The sequence below is a fragment of the Exiguobacterium sp. RIT341 genome (assembly GCF_000632205.1).
In the GTDB taxonomy this organism is placed as follows: domain Bacteria; phylum Bacillota; class Bacilli; order Exiguobacteriales; family Exiguobacteriaceae; genus Exiguobacterium_A.
The window spans coordinates 245032-266288 of sequence record NZ_JFYW01000008.1; the positions used below are offsets into that span (position 1 = coordinate 245032).

The following is a 21257-nucleotide window of genomic DNA, read 5'->3' on the forward strand; positions in this document are numbered from 1 at the left end:
TCGATAAACTTTAAATTTTTCCCAGCACTCAGATGTTACTTGAAAAAATGCAGACGAACTATTTATCATTGAAACTGATCATATGATTGACTTGCATGAAAGTACAAAATAGCAAGCTCTAAGTGAATTTGATGACTGGACAAAAGCTAAGCGCATAGGCGTCGTATTACGTATTCAAAAACGATGAACTATCTGCTTTTCAGACTAATTTTAAAACTTCATACAAAAAGAGTGCATCTGGGTGAACTGTTCATTTCACCCAGATGCACTCTTTCAATTATTTCTTAATCCCTGCTATACAAATCTCGCGTATAAACCTTCTCTTCCACATCACTCAACTCTGGATGCATCCGATTTGAAATAATGATATCCGATTCTTGTTTGAACGCTTCAATGTCACGAATGACACGTGAGTTGTAGAACGTATCTTCAGTTAAGACTGGCTCAAAGACAGTCACTTCAATTCCTTTTGCCTTGATCCGCTTCATGATACCTTGGATCGATGACGCACGGAAGTTGTCCGAATCTGTCTTCATCGTCAAACGATAGACACCGACGACTTTCGGATTTTGTTTAATGATTGTATCTGCGATGTAGTCTTTCCGTGTCCGGTTCGCTTCCACGATTGCACCGATGATGTTGTTCGGAACATCCTCGTAGTTCGCAAGTAGCTGCTTCGTATCTTTCGGTAAGCAGTATCCACCATAACCGAATGACGGGTTGTTATAGTGATTCCCAATCCGGCTATCGAGACCAACACCTTCGATGATTTGCTTCGTATCTAAATTACGCACTTCCGCATACGTATCAAGTTCATTAAAGAACGCGACACGCATAGCAAGATAGGTGTTCGAGAAGAGCTTGATCGCTTCTGCTTCCGTCGAGTCTGTCAATAAGACAGGAACGTCTTTCTTCACTGCCCCTTGCAATAATAAATCAGCAAACTGTTGTGCACGTTCTGATCGTTCCCCAACGACGATACGCGATGGATAGAGATTGTCATGCAATGCTTGCCCTTCACGCAAAAACTCTGGTGAGAAGACGATGTTCGGCGTATCGAACTTTTCTTTCAACTCTTGTGTATAACCGACTGGTACCGTCGACTTGATGATCATCGTTGCATCTGGATTAATCGCAAGTACTGTTGCGACGACACTCTCAACCGTACGCGTATTGAAGTAGTTCCGTGTTGGATCGTAATCCGTTGGCGTTGCGATGACGACGAATTCTGCTTCTTTGTAGGCTTCGAAGTTATCTGTCGTCGCGTGTAAGTTCAATTCCTTATGTTGAAGGAAGTTTTCAATTTCTGCGTCAACGATTGGTGATTTACGGTTGTTGACCATTTCGACCCGTTCTTTAATGATATCGATTGATGTGACTTCATTATGTTGTGCAAGTAATACAGCCATTGATAGACCAACGTACCCTGTTCCTGCTACTGTGATTTTCAAGTGTCTCATCCTTTTCAGTCTGTAATATTATAGTATTCTTTATACCAATCGACGAACTTCCCAAGCCCTTCTTCGATACTCGTACTCGGTTTAAAGTCGATATCTCGTTCTAATTCTGATACATCAGCATACGTCCGTAGAACATCACCTGGCTGCATCTCCATGTATTGCTTATTGGCTTCCTTACCAATCTTCTCTTCTAAGACGTTGATGAATTTCATCAGTTGGACCGGTTGGTTATTTCCGATATTATAGACACGATATGGAGCAAAGCTTGCACCTAATTCATCCGTACTTTCATCCCACTCCGGATTTGGTTCCGGAGCACGCGGAATCAATTTGACGATTCCTTCGACGATGTCATCAATGTAAGTAAAATCGCGCTCCATCTTCCCGTGATTGAAAACTTTGATCGGATTACCTTCGATGATGTCTTTTGTAAACGAGAAGTATGCCATGTCTGGTCGTCCCCATGGACCATAGACGGTGAAGAAACGTAGACCTGTCGTTGGAATACCATATAAATGACTATATGTATGCGCCATTAATTCATTCGATTTCTTTGTTGCTGCATAAAGACTGACTGGGTGATCTACATTATGATTAGTTGAGAAAGGTGCCACTTTGTTTCCACCATAAACGGAACTAGATGAAGCATATAAAAGATGTTTTACGGGATAATGACGGCACGCTTCTAAAATATTTAAGAATCCTGTTAGATTTGAGTCTAAGTAAGCATACGGATTTTCGATCGAATAGCGAACACCCGCTTGGGCAGCTAAATTAATAACAACATCTACTGAATTTTCTTCAAAGATTTGATTAACGTTCATTTTATCCTTTAAATCACAATTGTAATGCTTGTACATTGAATTATTTAAGTGAGGCTTTAATCTATTTATTTTTAAGTCAGTATCATAATACTCGTTACAGTTGTCAATCCCAATTACTTTAATGCCCATTCCCAATAATTTCTTCACTAGTTGTGATCCTATAAAACCATAGGATCCAGTAATCAATATTTTAAAATTATTCATTACTACCCACCCTAACTTTCTTTATTACAATCATGGTAATAATTAATACAAAGTAAACAAAATATCTTTGAAGTGATTGTCTCAAATCACCTGCCACAAAAAAATCAATCCAAACAAACATAGAAATTATATAAAATGCTTCAGAGCTCAAATTCGAATTGAATTTGAAATAATCACTAATTTTTTTTCCGAAATACCCAAATAATATTGCAAAAATGACTACACCTACAAAATTCAGAGAATAGTAGCCTAATGCTATACTTCCAGGAGGGATAGACGATTCATAGATACCAGTAATATAAGAAGTATTGTAAAATATAATCGAATCTGGTTTCTCAAAAAATAAAAAGCTTGATGGAACTATACTAATTAGAGCAATAAAAAATTCATTAAAGAAATTAATATTATGTCTTCCAGAATCTACAGCGTTTATTGCAGTTTCTAGAGAAATATATTTATGTTCAAAGTAATATGAGAAAGTAAAAATAACATCTTTAATTCCTTCAATTGAATATCTTCCACTACTAGCCGAGATAATAAACTGATTTTTAAATACATCCCATCCATCTCTCAAATAGATTAAATTACTAAAAAGAGGTCTTAAATAATTAATGCCCATAAACAGTATTAAAGAAATTAATATTGTTTTAAATAAATTAATTCTTTTTTGCTTTACATAGGTATAAATCAAGAAAAGAATTAATACATACTGTAAAATCGCACCACGTCCTGCATTAATAAAAAACCACAACATAGAAACGAATATACTGATAATAAACAAGCTCAATAATTTTTTTCGTTTGAGATAAACTACAAATAGTATGTAGGATGGATAAGTCAACGCAATAATAAACCTTTTTATAAATTCTATAGAGCTATTTCCTTCGCTTTCTATCAAACCATCTCTAATTTGAGCTGAATTTAGAATTAAATTTACAATACCTCCAAATGACTTACTATATATATAGAGTGAAATTAAGCCGATGATCCACAAAGATATACATATAATCACCAAAAAGTATATTTTATTTTCACTTTCCGATACTAAGAAATTAGTATTTTTTCTTGTAATTTTTATTTTTTCTGCTAAATATAAGTAACCGTAAAGAACAAATAAATAAAACATCAATATCAATATGTATGCCTTAAATGTTCCATTAAATGATGAACCTATATATTTTTCATATCTTCCATGATATTCAATAAAACTCGCATTATACATTATCGCAGGAAATAAATAATACCCTATAAAATAAAGATTAAATACAGTTAGATAATCAAAAAAAAACTCTTTTTTTCTATATAACTCAATCACAATAACTATTACAGTTAATAATAAATATAAAAACCACATAGATAATTCTCCTTAATTTATTCAGAAAATACTTTTTTCCATTTATTATAAATATTTTTTGAATCATATTCTTTAATATACTTTTTACTTCTATTTATTAAAGAATCAGTTAAATTGTGATCATTTAAAATAGCCTCAATAGCTATCACCATATTATCTTTATTTGATTTAGAAAACAAAATGCCTCTTTCTGCTATCAATACCGACGGCAACTCTTTAGAATAGTCACTTTCGCCTGCAATAATTTCTCTAGGGCCTGATAAGCAATCAATTGAAACAACTGGTGTTTCGCAAGCCATAGATTCAATAATTACATTTGCAAAACCTTCTCTTTCAGAATTTAAAACAAATAGCTTTGAATTCTTCATATATTTAAAAGGGTTATTATCAAATGGTAATATCTTTACTTTTCCTTCTAAATTTAAATCTTTAATCAAATTTTTTAGTTTTTGTTTTAAAATACCATCTCCTAATATAAGAAGCTTGACCTTATCATTATTCTCACTTACCTTTTTAAAACTATCAATTATATGACTTTGATTTTTAGCAGGAATTAATCTACCTACGTTTAATATTACGTCACTATCTTTAAAAAATAATTTCATTTCGTCATTTAATTCTTCTTCTTTTAATACATTAATTTTTTGGAAATCATAAAAATTATATATTGTTTGTATTTTGTTTGACTTTATTCCAAATTTTTTAACTAAATCGTCTTTTACTCCATCTGAAATTGCTATTACTTGGTGTGCTTTGTTGTACATTTTCTTTATAAGATAATTTTCTATTCTACTAATAACTTTTTCGTTTTGTAATGATCTAGTACTTCGAACCGAGACTATTTTTTTATCTTTCGTTTTAGTCAACAAATTAATAATATTTGGAGTTTCTAAAAAGCTTATAGTAATATCAATTTTTAGTTTTTCTTTCAATTCATCAAGTTTTCTGACCTTTTTTAATTGATTTTTGAAATAATTTATTTTGCGAAGAAATTTATTTTTGAATTTATTTTCTTGATTTAAGTAAATAACTTCCCCTGAGTGATCATAAACAATTTCAGAACTATCAAGAAGTATTATATATACGTTATTATCATCATTTAAATAAGTTGATAATAGTCCAGCAGCTCTCTCAGCTCCTCCTTTAGATAAGCAAGGAATTAGTATCGCGATATTTTTTTTATGCACTGAATGATACCTCTTTTTTTAATAAAATTTTATTTATAACTTGTTTTTTTAAGTTAACAATAATTATTACCTCCAACAAGTACGATAGAACTATTCCATAAAGACCCAAAAAATTTGAAAGTACCATAACACACATGATATAAAATAAATTAGCTATTAATACAATTTTAAAGTTCTTTTTCACTTCCCCTAATGAAATAAAAAATGGATGTATTGCTGCATATGACAACGAATAAATTCGACTTAACATTAAGAGACTTAACAAAAAAATATTTTCAATATAGATTTTTTCAAAGTATTTATTTAACATGATAGCTCCGACAATATTAAATATTATTCCTAATGGAATCATTGTAATTATAATTATATTTTTTAATTTTTTTACTACTTCATATCCTTGAGTTTTATTATTTTCCGCTACCAACTTAGAGAATTGAGGCATTATAACTTGAGTTAAAGGACTTGTTAGTTTACCTAATATTTCCACTATTTGTTTAAATAGCTTGTATACCGCTACTAAATCTATTGAAAAAGTTGATACTAAGAATATATCAAGTTGTTTGGCTGGTAAATCAACTGTAGAACTTATATTTGTCCATCCTAAAAATTTATAAAAATCTTTTTCAACTAAATTTATTTTTGATTTTAAAATATCTCTAAAAGGTACAATTTTTGAAACTTCTTTAATCGAGAATATGATCAAAATAATGTTACCTATTATATTCGAAGTAAGATAAAAAGCTGTAAATATAATTAAAGAATCTTGATTAGTTAGATAGAAAATACCGACTGATGCAAGTCGTAAAATTGATGTAATTATTTTTTGATATGCCACTAATTCAAATTTATTGATTAGCCTTAGTACTCCGGTAGGTGTATTGATAAATCGAAATAAAATTTCTAAACAACTTATAATAATTATTCCTTTGATATAATCTGGCCAATTTAATAATTTTATAACTATAGAAACGACACAAATCGAAATAGTAAATCCTAATATAGCACTAAAGATATCTACGATAGCGCCTGCTTTAACGTAAGCTGCAAACTTATAATTTTCTTTTTTAAACAAAGCATCTGTACCGTACTTAATAATAGCTTGCCAAGTTTGAAAGTTAAATATAGTATCTAGCACAAGCATATAAGCTTGTGCTAGAACAAACAAACCGTAGTCAGTATTCCCTAATACCTTTATAGAACTAATTAATACAATTACATTAATTACAGAAGAAATTGAATCGCCGGATAGAGCAACAAACATATTTTTTGCTAATTTCTTCCAAAATTCTTCTTTTTTATTTTTCATCTTATTATTCCTCAATAAAATCATTAATTTTCTCAGGCCAATTAAATAAAAGATCTTTTTTCCTTATCATCTGTAATTTTGATAAAGTTTCTATGTTCTCATTTTTTTCTAATTCATTTATTTTGTGAACTAGACTTTTCTCATCCAGATTAAATATTGCTTCTTTATAATTTAGTATTTCTGGAATGCCGCCAGCATTTGAGCCAATAACTAACACGTTATTGTATAAAGCTTCTAAAACCGTATTAGGGCAGGAATCAGCTATAGATGGTACTACTAAAAGATCAAATTGATTTAAATATTTACTAACGTTTTCTACTCTACCAGTAAAAGTAATTCTCTCATCAGCAAATTTTTCTTTATATAGATCTAATTTAATTCCATCCCCAATTACAGTTACTTCAATTTTTTTGTTTTTAATTTTTGACATAGACTCTAAAAATAGTTTGTGACCTTTTCTCTCATTTGAAAAATCACCTATAAAACCAATTTTTTTGATTGATTCATTTTTTCGATAGCTTGTTGAATATCCTGAAGTTGTAACCCAACTTGGATTAATATTATTTATCTGTACAATTGTTTTATTCTTTATCATTTTTTTCAAGTATTTATGCCTTTTAATTAGCTCATTTAAATCATACTCGCATTGAACAAATATTTTTTTTGATTTAATTATACAAATTGTCTCAGCGAATTTTAAAAGATTTATATAAATCTTTTTACTTAAATTACTTGTCTTTTTATCAGAAAGATAAATTTTTTTGTAACCAATTAAATCTTGTCTAATAAATAAATTTATATTTTTTAAGTTTAAAAGACTCAATGAAATAGCTGTTGGAACATCAAATACAATTAATTCATCATATTCACTGTTTTTTAATTTTAAAATTTCTTTGAAGTTACTAATAAAAATTAAGATTTCATTTGGTACTAAATAATGTTTATTAGTCCTTCTATCTAAAGAAATAAAATTTTCTTTTATTTCTTTAGATAGAACCTTTTGAGGATCGCCAGTGTAAAGTAAAGTATCTACAGAGGACTTACATTTATAATACTTATATAACTCTAAAAATCTTTTCAAACCTCCAGTTTTTCTATTCCCAAATAATTCACTAGTCGAAAAGAATACTATTTTCTTATTTCTCATAAAATTGAATCCTTTTTTACACCTTGAAGAAAACTATATAAAGTGTTTGCATTATCGTCCCAATTGTAATCTAGTAAAACCTTTTCTCTTCCGTTAATACCCATTAATTCTCTTTTAGTAGGATTTTCAATATAACTTATAATCTTCTCAGCTAAATCAATATAGTCTCCTTTTGAGAAAATTGCACCATATTTACCTTTCGAAGTAACCTCACTAAAACCGTCTACATCTGACACAATAACAGGCACTTCACATGACATTGCTTCAACAATAGCTACGCCAAAACTTTCACTGTTCAAAACACTTGTTCCTATGAATATATCAAAATTGTTAAGAGCTTCTGGTACTTTTTCATTTGGTATTCTACTTTTTAAAAAAACTGCATCACTAAGTTTGTTATTCTTTATATATCTTTCAAATTCATTTCTTTGTTCACCTTCACCATAAATATGATATTCTATAGGATTTTTATTTATATCTATTAAATTATTTTTTATAATATATTCTATAGCTCTAATCCCATCAAAAATACCATATTTAGGAGCTAGTTTTTTTATACTACCTAAAATAAGAGGTTTGTCTTTCTTATCTAATTTTTTATTAAAGAATTTTTTTGTATCTACTCCAAAAGGTGTTATTTTAATATCACTCAGCTCATGATTTATCTTTAAGCTAACTGTTTGCTTTGCCATAGCGAAACTTGTAGAAGCGATTGCATCAGCATAATTTAAATTTTTTCTTATTATTGATAGATTAATTTTAGATTTTTTTGGAAAATCATAAACATCACTACCATATACAGAAATCACACAAGGATGAAATTTAGTTAATCTTGCCAATGTACCATAGCCACTTGCATAATGAACGTTTAATATATCTGGTCTAATACTTTCAAACAGTTTTTTTAGTTCCATCGCATTCAGATAATATCCAATTTTCCCTTTGAATCTTAATTTATGAATTTCTACATTTTCATTTGGAATGTCTTGTTTTACATCATGATCTTGCTGACAAATCAAGTATACTTTATTCCCCAATTCAGCAAATTTATTAGCCCACCTTATGGCATGAATATCAGAAGCTGCTGCTAGCATTGCAATTTTCATATCTATCTCCCTTAAAAATTATTTATTAAAGATTCCAATAAATAAATCCATTATTAATTATTTCATTTTCATTTAAAATAGATTTTACATCAATAAAAACATTTCCACCTTTAGATGAAGAGATTTTTTTCCAATCACTAGCTAACATGCTCTTATATTTTTCATGTCCAACAGCTAAAATTATACAATCTAGATCTCTTACATCTTCAATAGATGAGATTTCTTTTTTATATTCATTAATAAACTCTCTATTGTTAACATTATAATCAACTAATATTGGCTCTACACCGTACTCATTTAAAGTATCAATTATATCAATAACCTTAGAATTTCTAATATCTGGGCAATCCTCTTTAAAAGTAAGACCGAAAATCCCTATTTTTGATTTTTTTATATTTTTATCAGCTAATATAAGGTTTTTTATAGCATTTTCAGCAACAAACTTACCCATAGTATCATTTATTTTTCTTCCTGATAAAATTATTTGGCTATGATAACCTAATTTTTCTGCTTCATATACAAAATAATACGGATCTACACCTATACAATGTCCGCCAACTAAACCAGGATAAAAACCTAATGCATTCCACTTTGTGTTCATCGCTTGAATTACATCATTTGTATTTATCCCCATCTTATTAAAAACCATAGCTAATTCATTCATAAACGCTATGTTTATATCTCGCTGACTGTTTTCTACAACTTTAGCCGCTTCGGCCACCTTAATTGACGAGGCTCTATGAACTCCTGCTTTTATTACTATTTTATAGACTTCTTCAATAATGTTTAGCGACTCTTCATCCATTCCTGAGACGATTTTAACGATATTCTCTAATGTATGTATTTTATCTCCTGGATTAATTCGCTCTGGTGAATAACCAACTTTAAAATCAACACCGCATTTCAACCCAGAATTTTGTTCTAAGATTGGAATGCAAATATCTTCAGTCACTCCTGGATAAACTGTTGATTCATAAACTACGATTGAACCCTTGGATAAATTTTCACCAATTATTTTTGAAGCACCGATTACTGGTTCAAGGTTTGGTGTTTTATCTTGATTAATTGGAGTAGGAACTGCAACAATATGGAATTTAGACTCTAACAACGATGAAGGATCATTTGTAAACTTAACATTCGACTCTCTGATTTTTAAATCTCCAACTTCGTTTGTTGGATCAACACCCGATTTGTACAATTCAATTTTTTCTTCGCTTATATCAAATCCAATTACATTTACATGTTTAGAAAATTCAACTGCAATAGGCATTCCTACATAACCTAAGCCAACAACTGAAATACTAACTGTCTTATTATTAATACTAGAAACTAAATTTTTCATTTTTTACTCCTCTTATTCAATAGTGATTTTTTTATCCAAAAATAAACTAAGTATATAGATTTTGCATAATTGAGTTTTTCGTAATCTCTATACACTTTCCAATGGTACTTAATTAAATCAAATTTATTACTTGAAATCGAACCTGGTCTTATTCTATGGCTAGATAAAACCTCTTCCAAACAATATAATTTTGTACTTTTCTTAATTACTTTCAACCACATTAGATAATCATTTCTTTTTTTTATATCTTCAATAAATACCTTCCCCAGTTTTTTCGAATTATAAATAACTGTAGAATTACCACAATTATTTTTTAACAAATAATCATAATCTACTTCTTTTGGATATTTTATTATGTTATCCAAATCATTGCCTAAGACATCAATTTTGTTATAAAAAGTACATGTAAAATGATAATTACTGTTAGTCATAAATATTATTTGTTTTTCTAATTTATCTCTAAACCAGACGTCATCGCTATCAATAAATGCTATAAATTCACCTCTAGCAAATTTAACACCCAAGTTTCTCGAAACTGCAGCTCCTGAATTTTTCTCATTTTTAAAATATTTAACTCTAAAATCTTTTGATATTATTTTTTCTATATATTTCTCAGTTCCATCTGTTGAACAATCATCAACTATCAATAATTCAATATTTTGATATGTTTGATTTAAAACTGACTCAATAGACTTATCAATAAATTCCATATCGTTATATGTAGGCATTATTATAGATACTAATTCTTCATTATTTTTCATAATCACTTATCTTCCTCAGCTAAGATAATAGAGTCTTTAAACTTTATTTTATTTTTATAACAGTTATCTTCGAATTCTTGTTTTACATAGTATAGGTCTCCAAATATTTTCTCGAACAAAGGATTGTTGTTCACTTGTTTGATTATAAGATTATTAAAGAGTTTTATTTTAAAAGTCTTTTGTTTATTCACTTTTCTTATGTTCATAATTAAATTAGAAGTACAGATGTATTCATCATTTTGTGGATGGAATAACCCAGATTTATGATTATCATACACATATAATATAAATTGAGATAAATTATCAATAAAGATCATACTTCTTTTATTTTCAATTAAAGGTACTACATACAAATATCTTGATAATTTAGATAAGGTTCTGTAATTTCCGGGCGAATTCTTTCCGTAAACCATAGGTGGCCTAATTATTGCAATTTTAAAATTCTTATCTTCTAATTCCTTTAATTTTATTTCTGCTGCTAATTTAGATTTTCCATATAGTGTTTTAGGATTTAATGGGGTATTTCTATCAATAGGTCCTTTAGTTTTACCAAATACATTCATAGTACTAAGAAAAATAAAATGACTAACCCCATTTTTTTTACAATCTTTAGCGATTTTTATAGTTAAGTCTCTGTTCACATTTATATACTCTTTCTCAGAGCCTTTACGATGCACTACAGCAGCAGTATGTATAACGGTCGAATAGCTTGTAAAATCAATTTTCTCATACTCTGTTTCACGAACAGATTTAGATTCACATTTAATATTTTCTGCTTTAAATTTTGATACAAGGTTTTTTGAAACATAACCGTTTTCTCCAGTTATCAACACTTTTTTCATGTTTTACTCCTTCGTACTTGCAGCTTCTTTTGTAGCTATTGCTCCAGTTCCACCTTCTACTACACCATCACTTTTCAATACACTGAAGATTGTTGTAATGAAACAGCGTGTATCCATGATGATTCCCATACGCTTTACATAATCTCCATCTAACTTTGCTTTGATTTCGATTGGCAGTTCATCTCGTCCGTTGATTTGTGCCCATCCTGTCAAACCTGGTAATGTATCATTCGCACCATATTTATCGCGTTCGTCAATCAAGTCATATTGATTCCAAAGTGCAGGGCGTGGTCCGACAAAGCTCATCTCACCCTTCAAGATATTAAACAGTTGCGGTAACTCATCGAGACTCGTCTTACGTAAGAACTTCCCGACGCGCGTAATATAGACATCCGGATCAGCAAGCAAATGAGTCGGCGTATCCTGAGGCGTCTCGATATACATCGTCCGGAACTTCAAAATATTGAAATGACTCTTTTTAAGACCTACTCGTTTTTGTTTAAAGAAGACAGGTCCATGAGATTCAAATTTGATTGCCCCCATGATGAAGAGGAAGACCGGGATTAATACGATACACGCTACCAGTGCTAAGAAAAATCCTAGCGAACGTTTAAACGCCATATAACTCATTTGCTTTAGCTCCTTATGTTTATACTAGTTTTTGTTTTTTCATCGCGACATCGTTTGCGATATCGAGTAAGATATTTCGTAATTGCACCGGATTAAGTTGATGATTTTCAACCATCCGTAAAATTTCTTCAACTGGTTCTGCTTGTTTCGTTCGCCCTACGAAAATCTTAGGATATATCGCTTCTGGATCGACTTCTCCGTCTTTTAATAACTCTTCGTACATCTTTTCTCCTGGTCGAATGCCTGAAAATACGATTGGCATCTCATCTTCTGTGAAACCGCTCAACTCAATCATATTTTTCGCAAGATCGACGATTTTAACAGGTTCGCCCATATCCAGAACGAAAACTTCTCCCCCGTCAGCTAGTATTCCCGCTTGGATGACCAAACGACTTGCTTCTGGAATCGTCATGAAGAATCGAGTCATCTCTGGATGAGTGACCGTGACTGGTCCACCCGCTTCAATCTGTGATTTAAAAAGTGGGATGACTGATCCCCGGCTACCAAGAACGTTACCAAAGCGAACGACAGCAAACTTCGTCTGACTCCGTTTCCCTAGATCCTGGATGATCATCTCGGCAATGCGTTTCGTTGAACCCATGACGTTCGTCGGATTGACCGCTTTATCCGTTGAGATCATGACAAACCGTTCGACCTGATGACGATCAGCTACCTCTGCAACATTTTTTGTACCATAAACATTATTTTTCACAGACTCGTATGGATTTGCTTCCATTAAAGGAACGTGTTTATGAGCTGCTGCGTGGAAAACGACATCCGGACGATGTTGTGCAAACACTTCTTCAAGTCGCATCCGATCTTGTACATCTGCTATGACAGGAATCAAATTGATTGCTGTCTGTAAACCACGTAGTTCTCGTTCAATTAAATAAATACTATTCTCACCATGACCGAGTAGTAACAATGTCGTCGGATTAAACTGAATGATTTGACGACAAATTTCAGATCCAATCGATCCACCGGCTCCTGTGACAAGAACCGTCCGTCCTTCAATCTCACTCCGAATTCCTGAAATATTCAGTTCGACTGCTTCTCGTCCAAGTAAGTCTTCAATCGAGACATCACGAATCGCATTGACTGACACTTTTCCTGTCACAAGTTCTTCGATCATCGGTAATGTCTGGACATTTTTACAAAGTGTCTTCGCTTCTGTAATTAATTCAATCCGCCGTTGTTGCGATAACGATGGAATCGCTAAAACGATTGCTTCAATCTTGTAACGTTCAATGACTGCTTTTAAATCTTCCGTCGTCCCTGCGACTTCGAGTCCTTGAATCACAAAGTGCATATGTTTCGGATCATCATCAACGAATGCAACTGGTTTCAATTCATGAAATGGTGATGCATAGAGTTGACGAACCAATGCTCGCCCGGCACGACCTGCCCCAATAACTAACGTACGCTTACGCGACTTAATCATACGTCGTGGTAGAGCATACTTCCGCCAGTGCTGTCCAATTCCAAGCAGACGTAATCCAACTCGAATTGCTCCGAGTAACAGTAAGGAAATACAAAAACTTAATAGCGTGATGCGTTCTAAAACTTGTCCGAAGAATAGAACTTGATACACTATTAAGCCGATTGAGCTCAATGCAAGAGACAATGACAACGTCATGGCCTCCTGCACACTCGCATATTTCCAATTGACACGATATAGCTTCATTAAGAAAGCTACCGTGATGAAGAGTAGAGCAAATACTGCAGCGGACTGGATCAGTGCACGACTGTCAATCAATAAAAATAATTCCTTCGGATACAAGAAAAAATATGTAAAGCTCATTGCGACAATCAATGCGAACGCATCCATACATGCTAATAAAAAGGTCCGATAGTAATAGTACTTCTTCAAGACGACAACTCCTTTCAACTAATATTTAAAGTGCTATTTTTTAAACAAGCGATCGTTCTTTATGCGCATCAAGTAGCTCTTGCATGATTTCTGCCACGTCTTGACCTAAATCTTCACGATTCAACGCAAACTCAAGCGTTGTCCGAATGAACCCTAGTTTTTCACCGACATCGTAGCGTTTACCATCAAATTCGTAGGCAAAGACACGTTGCATCTCGTTGAGTCGTGTAATCGCGTCCGTCAATTGAATTTCGCCACCTGATCCGACTTCTTGTGTTTCGAGATACTTAAAAATTTCTGGTGTGAGTAGATAACGCCCTAAAATCGCTAAGTTCGATGGGGCAGTTCCAGGTGCTGGCTTTTCAACGAATGATTTCACCTTATGTAATTGCTCTGAGATGCTCGTACTCGGATCAACGATCCCGTAACGATGTGTGTCTTTTTCCGGAACTGGTTGCACACCAATGATTGAACTATTCGTGATTTCATACTGCTCGATTAATTGTCGTGTACACGGTACATCTGCTTGAACAATATCATCACCAAGCATGACAACGAATGGTTCGTTCCCGATGAATGCTTTTGCTTGAAGAATCGCATCTCCTAAACCCTTTGGTTTTGATTGACGAATGAAATGGATGTTGATATTCGTCGTTGCTTCAACGAGATATAACAATTCCGATTTATTTTTTGAAATTAAGTTCGCTTCGAGCTCAGGTACGGAATCAAAATGATCTTCAATCGCGCGTTTTCCTTTACCAGTGATAATCAAGATATCTTCAATTCCTGATTCAATTGCTTCTTCAATGATGTATTGAATCGTGGGTTTATCAACGATTGGTAACATTTCCTTCGGCATGGCCTTTGTCGCTGGTAAAAAACGTGTACCAAGTCCTGCTGCTGGAATGACTGCTTTTTTTACTCTCATTATGTAACACACTCCTTGAGGTAGTTTTAAGTTGGAAAATTATATTCTTCATTCCATTCTTTATGTAAAATACAATACCATAGGACATGTGCCATTTTCCATAAAGTTTTCCATAACTTCATAATGTAAGCGTTAACATAGAAAAAAGAGAGTGACAATTCACTCTCTTTCCCTTACCTTGACAAAAAATGTTATACCCATTGCCCTTTCCAATTCTTCTTGACAGGACTCGGGGGATTGATTGTCACGAGTTGGTTCAAGAGAACTGCTTCATTGTTTTCATAAATCTCATCGATCAACCAATCTTCGAATGTTTTCTCAAGCATCCGTTCGCATTGCTTCCAGTAGAATGGACGTTTCTCTAGGTGATGCGCATCACTTGCCACAAGATGGGCTAGCCCATTCTCAAGCAAGGCGATCGCAAACCGCTGGACATCCTTTCCGTACTTCCCAATCAAACTGGCACATGTCACCTGACTGATCGCACCGTTTGAAATCAATTCAAACAGTAACGATGGATTTTGAATGATTGCTTTATTCTTTTCCGGATGGGCAACGACCGGGATATAACCATCAGAAATCAATTCTGCAAAGACTTGGCGCGCATACGATGGAATTCCGCTTGACGGAAACTCGATCAAAATATAGCGTGAATCGTTCAACGTCAGCGCTTGTCCTGCTTCTAATGCTTCCATCAACTCACCGATCAACCGGATCTCATGACCTGGATAGACGGTTAACGGAATATCACGTTGTTTCAACAAAACATTGAACTCATCGACCGTCAACTGGACATCGACATCTTCTGTTTCGAATTGTGGATGATAGATGTGTGGTGTCGCGATGATCCGCGACACTCCCTCTGCGACGGCTTGTTCAGCTAACTGCAAAGCATGTTCGACACTAGCCGGACCGTCATCGACGAGCGGCAAGATATGACAATGGATATCAACCATATAGATGTCCCTCACTCATAGGAATAGTAGTATTGATATGCTGAATCATCCGTCAGTTCACGACGGTTCAAGACGACACCGAGGATTTTTGCCTCCGCCAGTTCAAGTTGTTCTTTTGCTTTCAATACCCGTTGACGATCAGATGTCGTACAACCGACGACAAGAACGACACCGTCTGTTAGTTTCGAAGTAATCCGACTATCGGCGACTTGTAAGAGTGGTGGTGCGTCAAAAATGATGACGTCGAACTCTTCACGGAGTTGTGCAACAAGATGTTCCATCGCACGTGACGACAAGAGCTCCGCTGGGTTCGGTGGAATCGGACCCGCTGTCAAAATCGATAGGTTATCGACTTTCGTTGGTAAGATCGCTTTTTCTTTTTCTGCCTGACGTGTCAAAAGACTTGAAAGTCCAAGACCATTCGCAACACGGAACGTATAGTGGACCGTCGGACGACGCATATCGGTATCGACGATTAAAACCTTTTTACCTTGTTGCGCATAAGTGACGGCTAAGTTCGAAGACGTCGTTGATTTGCCCTCCCCTTGTGTTGCAGAGGTAACGAGAATCGCTTGAATCTCACGATCGACGGCCATGAACTCGATATTCGTCCGGATCGTCCGATATTGCTCAGCGACAGGTGACTTGGGCTGTGTGACTGTAATTAGCTTTCGTGCGTCTTTATTCATTTTGCTCTTCTTAGCCATGTTGTTGGACCACCTCTCGTTTTGCTGCTTTTGACGATGACTTAAATACTTTGCTATCGATGTCTGGGATACTACCGAGAACTGGGAGATCAAGAATCTGTTGGACTTGGTCTTCTGTCCGGATGCGACGATCGAGTACTTCACGTAAGAACGCAAGACCGACACCAAGTAAGAACCCGACGACTGCTGCGATTGCCGTATTCAATAAGATGTTCGGACTGATTGGTGACGTCGGAATACTAGATGTTGATAAGACTTTGACGTTATCGACACTCATCAATTTTTGGACATCCGTACTAAAGATTTCTGCGATCGAATTTGCCAAATTAGATGCAAGTGCCGCATCCGTACTTTGGACCGAAACGTTGATGACCTGTGAATTTTGTTCACTTTCGACAGTGACCATATCATTTAGTGATTTAATACTTGTTGGTGCATTTGCTACCTCTTTTTGAACCTGCTCTAAAATCGCCGGGCTCTTGATGATGACCCGATATGTATTAACCAATGTGACGGATGACTGGACTTGTGATGCATCGATAACTTGATTTTCTTGTTTCTGCGGTGTGACTAGAATTTGTGTCCCCGCTTGATACGTCGGTTTGATTAAAAAGCTACTGACGGCAAATGAGATGAGAGCGGCGACGATCGTCAACGCCAAGATGCGCCAGAACGATTTACGTAAAATCGAAAATAATTCCTGCAAGCTAATCGTTTCATTCATGGTCTAATTATTCTCCTTTATTTGTCTAATTCAGTGACTTTCCTACATCAACTAGGACTCAGTATAACAAAATTTTGGGAAATGGTTGATGTTTTTTTAGGAAATGTCATACGTTTATTGAAAAACATTGCGTATAATAAAAGATGAATTGTTACTTTTTACATTCATTTCCGTATCTCGACATAGGAGGAATTTCTTTATGCATCGCTCGCTTCAAGCGCTTCAGTTCTACACTTCTCACTCGAAAGAAGACATCGCACGACTTCATGAACGAATTCGTTCGAGTCTGGCTTCGACTGAATCATTGACGGATACAATGATCCGAATCACCGGGCAACCGCCACTGATTCCATATGATGAAGACACCGTGACGGTCGACGAATGGAATGCATTCCTCGCTGGAAAACACCATGCGACATTAGCTGACTTTTACGGTACGTTGGTCGCTCGTCCCATTCTCGATGAAGATGGTCCACTTCCGGACGAGGAAAAAGAACCACTTCCAACTCTTTCACGAAGTCATCGTGAACCGGAACCGAAAAGACGTAAAAAAGAAAAAAGCATCAAGCATGCCAGAGCGAAACGACCATTACCTTGGGGCTGGATCGCTCTGTTGATTCTTTGTTTCTTACTTGGCGCTAGCGGAACCTATGTCTACTCGACATACTTCGCAGATTCTGCAGATACAACACCAAAAGCCACTGTCGAAAAACCAGTCACGGTTGAAAAAACGAAAGAAAAGAAACCAAAAGCGACTACGGCTATCGAAGATGTCCTATATGTCAAAACGCGATCCAGTAATATCTATGGGGAAGAAGCGATGACGACATTACTCTATGAAGCTGACTTTGGTGACGGATATCGCATCGTCAAGAACAGAGACGGTGTGACTGAAATCGAATTGTCGGATAATTTAACAGGATTCATCAAAACGTCCGACACGACAAAACGACTCGAAGGTGAACCGCTTGCTGACGAGACACTCTTGACGTGGGCGAACGATAATCTCGATACAAGTTTTGTAACAGGTACGCTCATTGACCTTATCGGCAAAAGTGGCGAAGAACTAAATAGTCTTTATGGACCACCCGATCGAACTTACCCGGTCAACGGAAGATACCCTGATAACCTTCACCAGTACTGGTTTTACGGTAATCATTTCTTTATCCTAAAAGACAACAAAGTAACCGCCATCGACTGGACGAATACAACCATTACGAATGAGCAATTAGCCTCACTTGCTCCCCTTCAACTCGAAACAGAATCGACAGGGCTCGTCACAAGTAACTCGTATCGTCTCCAACGTTTTGCGAAAGATGGGACAATCAGCCGGATCCGTCTAGCGGAACAATCGTTCTAAACAAAAGCACCGAATCTCACGGATTCGGTGCTTTTGTTCATTCCATATCGAGTGAATAGCGTAATGCCGTTTGTGTTTCTTTTAATGAATCTTCTGTCGGGTGCCAGTAATAGATTCCGTCGCCTTCTTTTCCACCCGTTCCTTCGAGTTTCAAGTTCTTTTGGTTACGGAAGGCATCCATGTAATCAAATGCTAAAGTACGCATCGGTTTGAATGAAACGTTCGTCTGCGCGTTCTTCCCGACGACGTCCATGATCGCATTGAAGTTACTGACTGACACATCGGATGACAATTTATTCGCAACCTGGGCGATGACTTCTCGTTGACGCATCTGGCGACCAAAGTCACCACGTGGATCTTCATAACGCATGCGTGTGAATTTTAACGCTGATTTTCCATCTAAGTTGACTTTACCAACCGGGAAATGTGTTCCACTGACAGTAAAGTCGATATCATTATTGACCGTCACACCACCGACTGCATCAACCAGGGACGTGAAGCCTTCCATATTGATTTCCGCATAGTAGTTGATTGGGATATTAAGAAACTTTTCGACAGTCTTGATCGCCATTTCCGGTCCACCAAATGAATACGCATGGTTGATCTTATCATTTGTTCCTTTTCCGACGATATCAACCTTCGTGTCCCGGGGAATACTGATCAATCGACTTTCGTTTCGTGTCGGGTTCAGTGTCATGACCATGATCGAGTCACTGCGTCCGCGCTCTCCTGGCCGTTGGTCGACACCGAGTAATAGTACCGAGACTGGCTTTTGATCTTCAACGACCTTGTCTCCCGTATTCTTAACTGGTGACTGAATTTTTTTGACCGTTTGGTCGACTTGATAATATGTATAGCCGATGAATCCGCCGACACCAACGATGAGGACAAGTGCAATTAATAGCATGATTTTCAGTGGCGTCCAGCGTTTTTTCACCTTACGTTTTTTCTTTACTCGTTCCAACTGCGTCCATTCCCTTCTGTGTTTTGCTTCTCGTTAATATCGGTTGTGTATGACAAGACTTACAGTCTGAGTATAACGAAATTTGAGATCGATTTGTCAAAAACGGGAAAAGATGAAAAAAAGAGCCTACTACAAAGTAGACTCTTTACCTCTGAAAAGACTTAATAGAGTGGTGAATTAGCCGAAACCTTTTCAAAATCGAATACTTCAAAAACTTTTTTCTTGCTGTTATAGTCGAGATTCACAACCATTCGTTTTTTAGGATCCGTTGTTTGGAAGACGTAGGCTTTTATCGATTCCGGACCCGCTATGCCGTCTTTAATTTCTTTCTTCGTAGCAATACTTGTGAAATCGAATGTCATCAAAGTCATCCAGTCTCCGAGACCCTTTCCTGTCAGAACAGCATCTAACTGTTTTTCCGTCATGCCTTCTTTTAGTTTCGCGCCTTTTACGAGTTGCATCTTACTTTCACGCGCCTCAAGCTTTGTATCTGCCGTGATATTGATGATCTTCATCGTCAAGCGATAAACGGGATCCTTCTTTTTTGTCACAAACGTCAAATCCGTCGTCACTGGTGGCACTTTTGCTTTTGTATCAAAAAACTGATAGTTAGCGATTTTCTGTCCTTCTCCATTTGAACTCGTTGTTGCTTTTTTCTTCAGCATCGTGGAACCATTTTTTTTGATGAGTTGTGTTTTATAACTTTTTCCATACAAGACCTTTGCTGCTTGCTCCATCGTCATACCCGCTTTAAGTTCCATATATTGATTCGTTGCTGTCGTCTCGACTTTTGTTGCAGCAGATGCTGTCCCACTAAAAAGTGTCGATCCTGCGATGACTGCTGCTACAGCCAGTTTCGTAAATGTCGTTTTCATCTTCCTATCCCCTTTTAGAATGTTTCGTGATTTTCAATAATGTAGGTTTTCTTTTTCGTGTCATAGCTCATCTCAACGTAAACGCGTGATTTAGTCGATTTTTGGAAGACATAGAATTTTCCTTTAAACGCTTCAATCTCATAGGCTTTGATTTCTTTTGCACTGAAGGCGCTTCGTGCATCTTCTTCAAGCAATCCAGCCCAATCACCAAGACCAGAACCCGAGAGCAGACCATCGAGTTGTTTCTCCGTCATTCCCGTCTTGATTTTAGCTCCCGCGTTTAACTTCCGTGTACTCTCACGATACTCGGAATATGTATTCCGTCCCATTTCGACTTGTTTTGAAATAAGACGATATACGGAATCATTCTTTTTCGTCATGAAACCGAGTGACATTAACGTCGGAGGAATTTTTGCCTCCCGATCGTAGATTTCGTAATAAATTTCCTTATGTTTATCTTCAACGTCTTTTAACTCTTCTTTTGTCTTCAATACTTGTGAACCATTTTTAGTCGTTAATTGCTTTTTGTAATCTTTACCGTATAAGACTTTTGAGACTTGCTCCATCGTCATACCCGCTTTGAGTGCTGTGTATTGATTCGTTGCCGCTGTCTCGACTTTCGACGCAGCAGATGCTGTTCCACTAAAGAGTGTTGATCCCGCGATGATTGTCACTACCGTGATTTTCATGAATGTCGTGTTCATATTCCA

20 protein-coding genes are annotated in these 21257 nt (G+C 35.4%); 1 reads left to right on the forward strand and 19 read right to left on the reverse strand.

The genetic code is table 11. From position 1 onward, the window contains the following. Window positions 1-284 precede the first annotated feature (284 nt). The 16 genes from BW42_RS10165 to BW42_RS10240 all read right to left on the reverse strand — a co-directional run bounded on the left by BW42_RS10165 (window position 285) and on the right by BW42_RS10240 (window position 17348). Complete coding sequence (locus BW42_RS10165; RefSeq protein ID WP_035410493.1) at window positions 285-1451, reverse strand: nucleotide sugar dehydrogenase; 1167 nt, start codon at window positions 1449-1451, stop codon at window positions 285-287. Between the two features lie 14 nt (window positions 1452-1465). Continuing rightward, window positions 1466-2488, reverse strand: coding sequence for an NAD-dependent epimerase (locus tag BW42_RS10170; protein ID WP_035410496.1), 1023 nt, complete (start codon window positions 2486-2488; stop codon window positions 1466-1468). After that, window positions 2481-3842: an O-antigen polymerase gene (locus BW42_RS10175; RefSeq protein ID WP_035410499.1), complete on the reverse strand. Its 1362-nt coding sequence runs from the start codon at window positions 3840-3842 to the stop codon at window positions 2481-2483. The genes BW42_RS10170 and BW42_RS10175 overlap by 8 nt, the downstream gene beginning before the upstream one ends. A gap of 17 nt (window positions 3843-3859) precedes the next feature. Then, complete coding sequence (locus tag BW42_RS10180; RefSeq protein ID WP_035410502.1) at window positions 3860-5029, reverse strand: glycosyltransferase; 1170 nt, start codon at window positions 5027-5029, stop codon at window positions 3860-3862. Next, window positions 5022-6335: a lipopolysaccharide biosynthesis protein gene (locus BW42_RS10185; protein WP_035410505.1), complete on the reverse strand. Its 1314-nt coding sequence runs from the start codon at window positions 6333-6335 to the stop codon at window positions 5022-5024. Before BW42_RS10185 ends, BW42_RS10180 begins: the two co-directional genes overlap by 8 nt. 4 nt (window positions 6336-6339) lie before the next feature. Beyond that, window positions 6340-7482, reverse strand: coding sequence for a glycosyltransferase (locus BW42_RS10190; RefSeq protein ID WP_035410508.1), 1143 nt, complete (start codon window positions 7480-7482; stop codon window positions 6340-6342). After that, complete coding sequence (locus BW42_RS10195) at window positions 7479-8588, reverse strand: glycosyltransferase (RefSeq protein WP_035410511.1); 1110 nt, start codon at window positions 8586-8588, stop codon at window positions 7479-7481. Before BW42_RS10195 ends, BW42_RS10190 begins: the two co-directional genes overlap by 4 nt. A 25-nt stretch (window positions 8589-8613) precedes the next feature. Next, a complete protein-coding gene (locus BW42_RS10200) occupies window positions 8614-9930 on the reverse strand; it encodes a nucleotide sugar dehydrogenase (protein ID WP_035410513.1) in 1317 nt (438 codons plus the stop codon). Next, window positions 9927-10691, reverse strand: coding sequence for a glycosyltransferase family A protein (locus BW42_RS10205; RefSeq protein ID WP_035410518.1), 765 nt, complete (start codon window positions 10689-10691; stop codon window positions 9927-9929). The genes BW42_RS10200 and BW42_RS10205 overlap by 4 nt, the downstream gene beginning before the upstream one ends. Before the next feature lie 2 nt (window positions 10692-10693). Beyond that, entirely contained in the window at window positions 10694-11533 is an 840-nt protein-coding gene (locus BW42_RS10210) for an NAD-dependent epimerase/dehydratase family protein (RefSeq protein ID WP_035410522.1), read from the reverse strand. A gap of 3 nt (window positions 11534-11536) precedes the next feature. Continuing rightward, a complete protein-coding gene (locus BW42_RS10215; RefSeq protein WP_035410526.1) occupies window positions 11537-12163 on the reverse strand; it encodes a sugar transferase in 627 nt (208 codons plus the stop codon). A 19-nt stretch (window positions 12164-12182) separates the two neighbouring features. Next, complete coding sequence (locus BW42_RS10220) at window positions 12183-14033, reverse strand: nucleoside-diphosphate sugar epimerase/dehydratase (RefSeq protein ID WP_035410529.1); 1851 nt, start codon at window positions 14031-14033, stop codon at window positions 12183-12185. 40 nt (window positions 14034-14073) lie between these two features. Next, entirely contained in the window at window positions 14074-14961 is an 888-nt protein-coding gene (galU, locus tag BW42_RS10225) for a UTP--glucose-1-phosphate uridylyltransferase GalU (protein ID WP_035410532.1), read from the reverse strand. Between the two features lie 191 nt (window positions 14962-15152). Beyond that, window positions 15153-15917 (reverse strand): tyrosine-protein phosphatase, encoded by a 765-nt coding sequence (locus tag BW42_RS10230; protein WP_035410535.1) that lies wholly within the window; start codon window positions 15915-15917, stop codon window positions 15153-15155. An 11-nt stretch (window positions 15918-15928) separates the two neighbouring features. Beyond that, window positions 15929-16624, reverse strand: a complete 696-nt coding sequence (locus tag BW42_RS10235; protein WP_035410538.1) for a CpsD/CapB family tyrosine-protein kinase — start codon at window positions 16622-16624, stop codon at window positions 15929-15931. Then, entirely contained in the window at window positions 16617-17348 is a 732-nt protein-coding gene (locus BW42_RS10240) for a YveK family protein (protein WP_035410542.1), read from the reverse strand. The genes BW42_RS10235 and BW42_RS10240 overlap by 8 nt, the downstream gene beginning before the upstream one ends. A gap of 199 nt (window positions 17349-17547) precedes the next feature. Between BW42_RS10240 and BW42_RS10245 the strand changes: the two genes are divergently transcribed. Further along, the gene (locus BW42_RS10245) at window positions 17548-18708 is read left to right on the forward strand and encodes a hypothetical protein (RefSeq protein WP_035410544.1); all 1161 of its coding nucleotides are present in this window, start codon (window positions 17548-17550) and stop codon (window positions 18706-18708) included. A gap of 37 nt (window positions 18709-18745) precedes the next feature. Here BW42_RS10245 and BW42_RS10250 read toward each other — a convergent pair whose 3' ends face one another. The 3 genes from BW42_RS10250 to BW42_RS10260 form a co-directional block, all read right to left on the reverse strand. Next, a complete protein-coding gene (locus BW42_RS10250) occupies window positions 18746-19672 on the reverse strand; it encodes an LCP family protein (RefSeq protein ID WP_035410547.1) in 927 nt (308 codons plus the stop codon). Window positions 19673-19833: 161 nt separating this feature from the next. Continuing rightward, window positions 19834-20547, reverse strand: coding sequence for a hypothetical protein (locus tag BW42_RS10255; protein ID WP_035410550.1), 714 nt, complete (start codon window positions 20545-20547; stop codon window positions 19834-19836). 14 nt (window positions 20548-20561) lie between these two features. Beyond that, the gene (locus BW42_RS10260; RefSeq protein WP_035410553.1) at window positions 20562-21251 is read right to left on the reverse strand and encodes a hypothetical protein; all 690 of its coding nucleotides are present in this window, start codon (window positions 21249-21251) and stop codon (window positions 20562-20564) included. Window positions 21252-21257: the final 6 nt, after the last annotated feature.

Bases quoted from the DNA above. Each gene is read 5' to 3' on its own strand.
- BW42_RS10170 (WP_035410496.1), bottom strand. From the start codon at position 2,488: ATGAATAATTTTAAAATATTGATTACTGGATCCTATGGTTTTATAGGA.
- BW42_RS10175 (WP_035410499.1), bottom strand. From the start codon at position 3,842: ATGTGGTTTTTATATTTATTATTAACTGTAATAGTTATTGTGATTGAG.
- BW42_RS10185 (WP_035410505.1), bottom strand. From the start codon at position 6,335: ATGAAAAATAAAAAAGAAGAATTTTGGAAGAAATTAGCAAAAAATATG.
- BW42_RS10190 (WP_035410508.1), bottom strand. From the start codon at position 7,482: ATGAGAAATAAGAAAATAGTATTCTTTTCGACTAGTGAATTATTTGGG.
- BW42_RS10195 (WP_035410511.1), bottom strand. From the start codon at position 8,588: ATGAAAATTGCAATGCTAGCAGCAGCTTCTGATATTCATGCCATAAGG.
- BW42_RS10200 (WP_035410513.1), bottom strand. From the start codon at position 9,930: ATGAAAAATTTAGTTTCTAGTATTAATAATAAGACAGTTAGTATTTCA.
- BW42_RS10205 (WP_035410518.1), bottom strand. From the start codon at position 10,691: ATGAAAAATAATGAAGAATTAGTATCTATAATAATGCCTACATATAAC.
- BW42_RS10210 (WP_035410522.1), bottom strand. From the start codon at position 11,533: ATGAAAAAAGTGTTGATAACTGGAGAAAACGGTTATGTTTCAAAAAAC.
- BW42_RS10215 (WP_035410526.1), bottom strand. From the start codon at position 12,163: ATGAGTTATATGGCGTTTAAACGTTCGCTAGGATTTTTCTTAGCACTG.
- galU (WP_035410532.1), bottom strand. From the start codon at position 14,961: ATGAGAGTAAAAAAAGCAGTCATTCCAGCAGCAGGACTTGGTACACGT.
- BW42_RS10230 (WP_035410535.1), bottom strand. From the start codon at position 15,917: ATGGTTGATATCCATTGTCATATCTTGCCGCTCGTCGATGACGGTCCG.
- BW42_RS10235 (WP_035410538.1), bottom strand. From the start codon at position 16,624: ATGGCTAAGAAGAGCAAAATGAATAAAGACGCACGAAAGCTAATTACA.
- BW42_RS10240 (WP_035410542.1), bottom strand. From the start codon at position 17,348: ATGAATGAAACGATTAGCTTGCAGGAATTATTTTCGATTTTACGTAAA.
- BW42_RS10245 (WP_035410544.1), top strand. From the start codon at position 17,548: ATGCATCGCTCGCTTCAAGCGCTTCAGTTCTACACTTCTCACTCGAAA.
- BW42_RS10255 (WP_035410550.1), bottom strand. From the start codon at position 20,547: ATGAAAACGACATTTACGAAACTGGCTGTAGCAGCAGTCATCGCAGGA.
- BW42_RS10260 (WP_035410553.1), bottom strand. From the start codon at position 21,251: ATGAACACGACATTCATGAAAATCACGGTAGTGACAATCATCGCGGGA.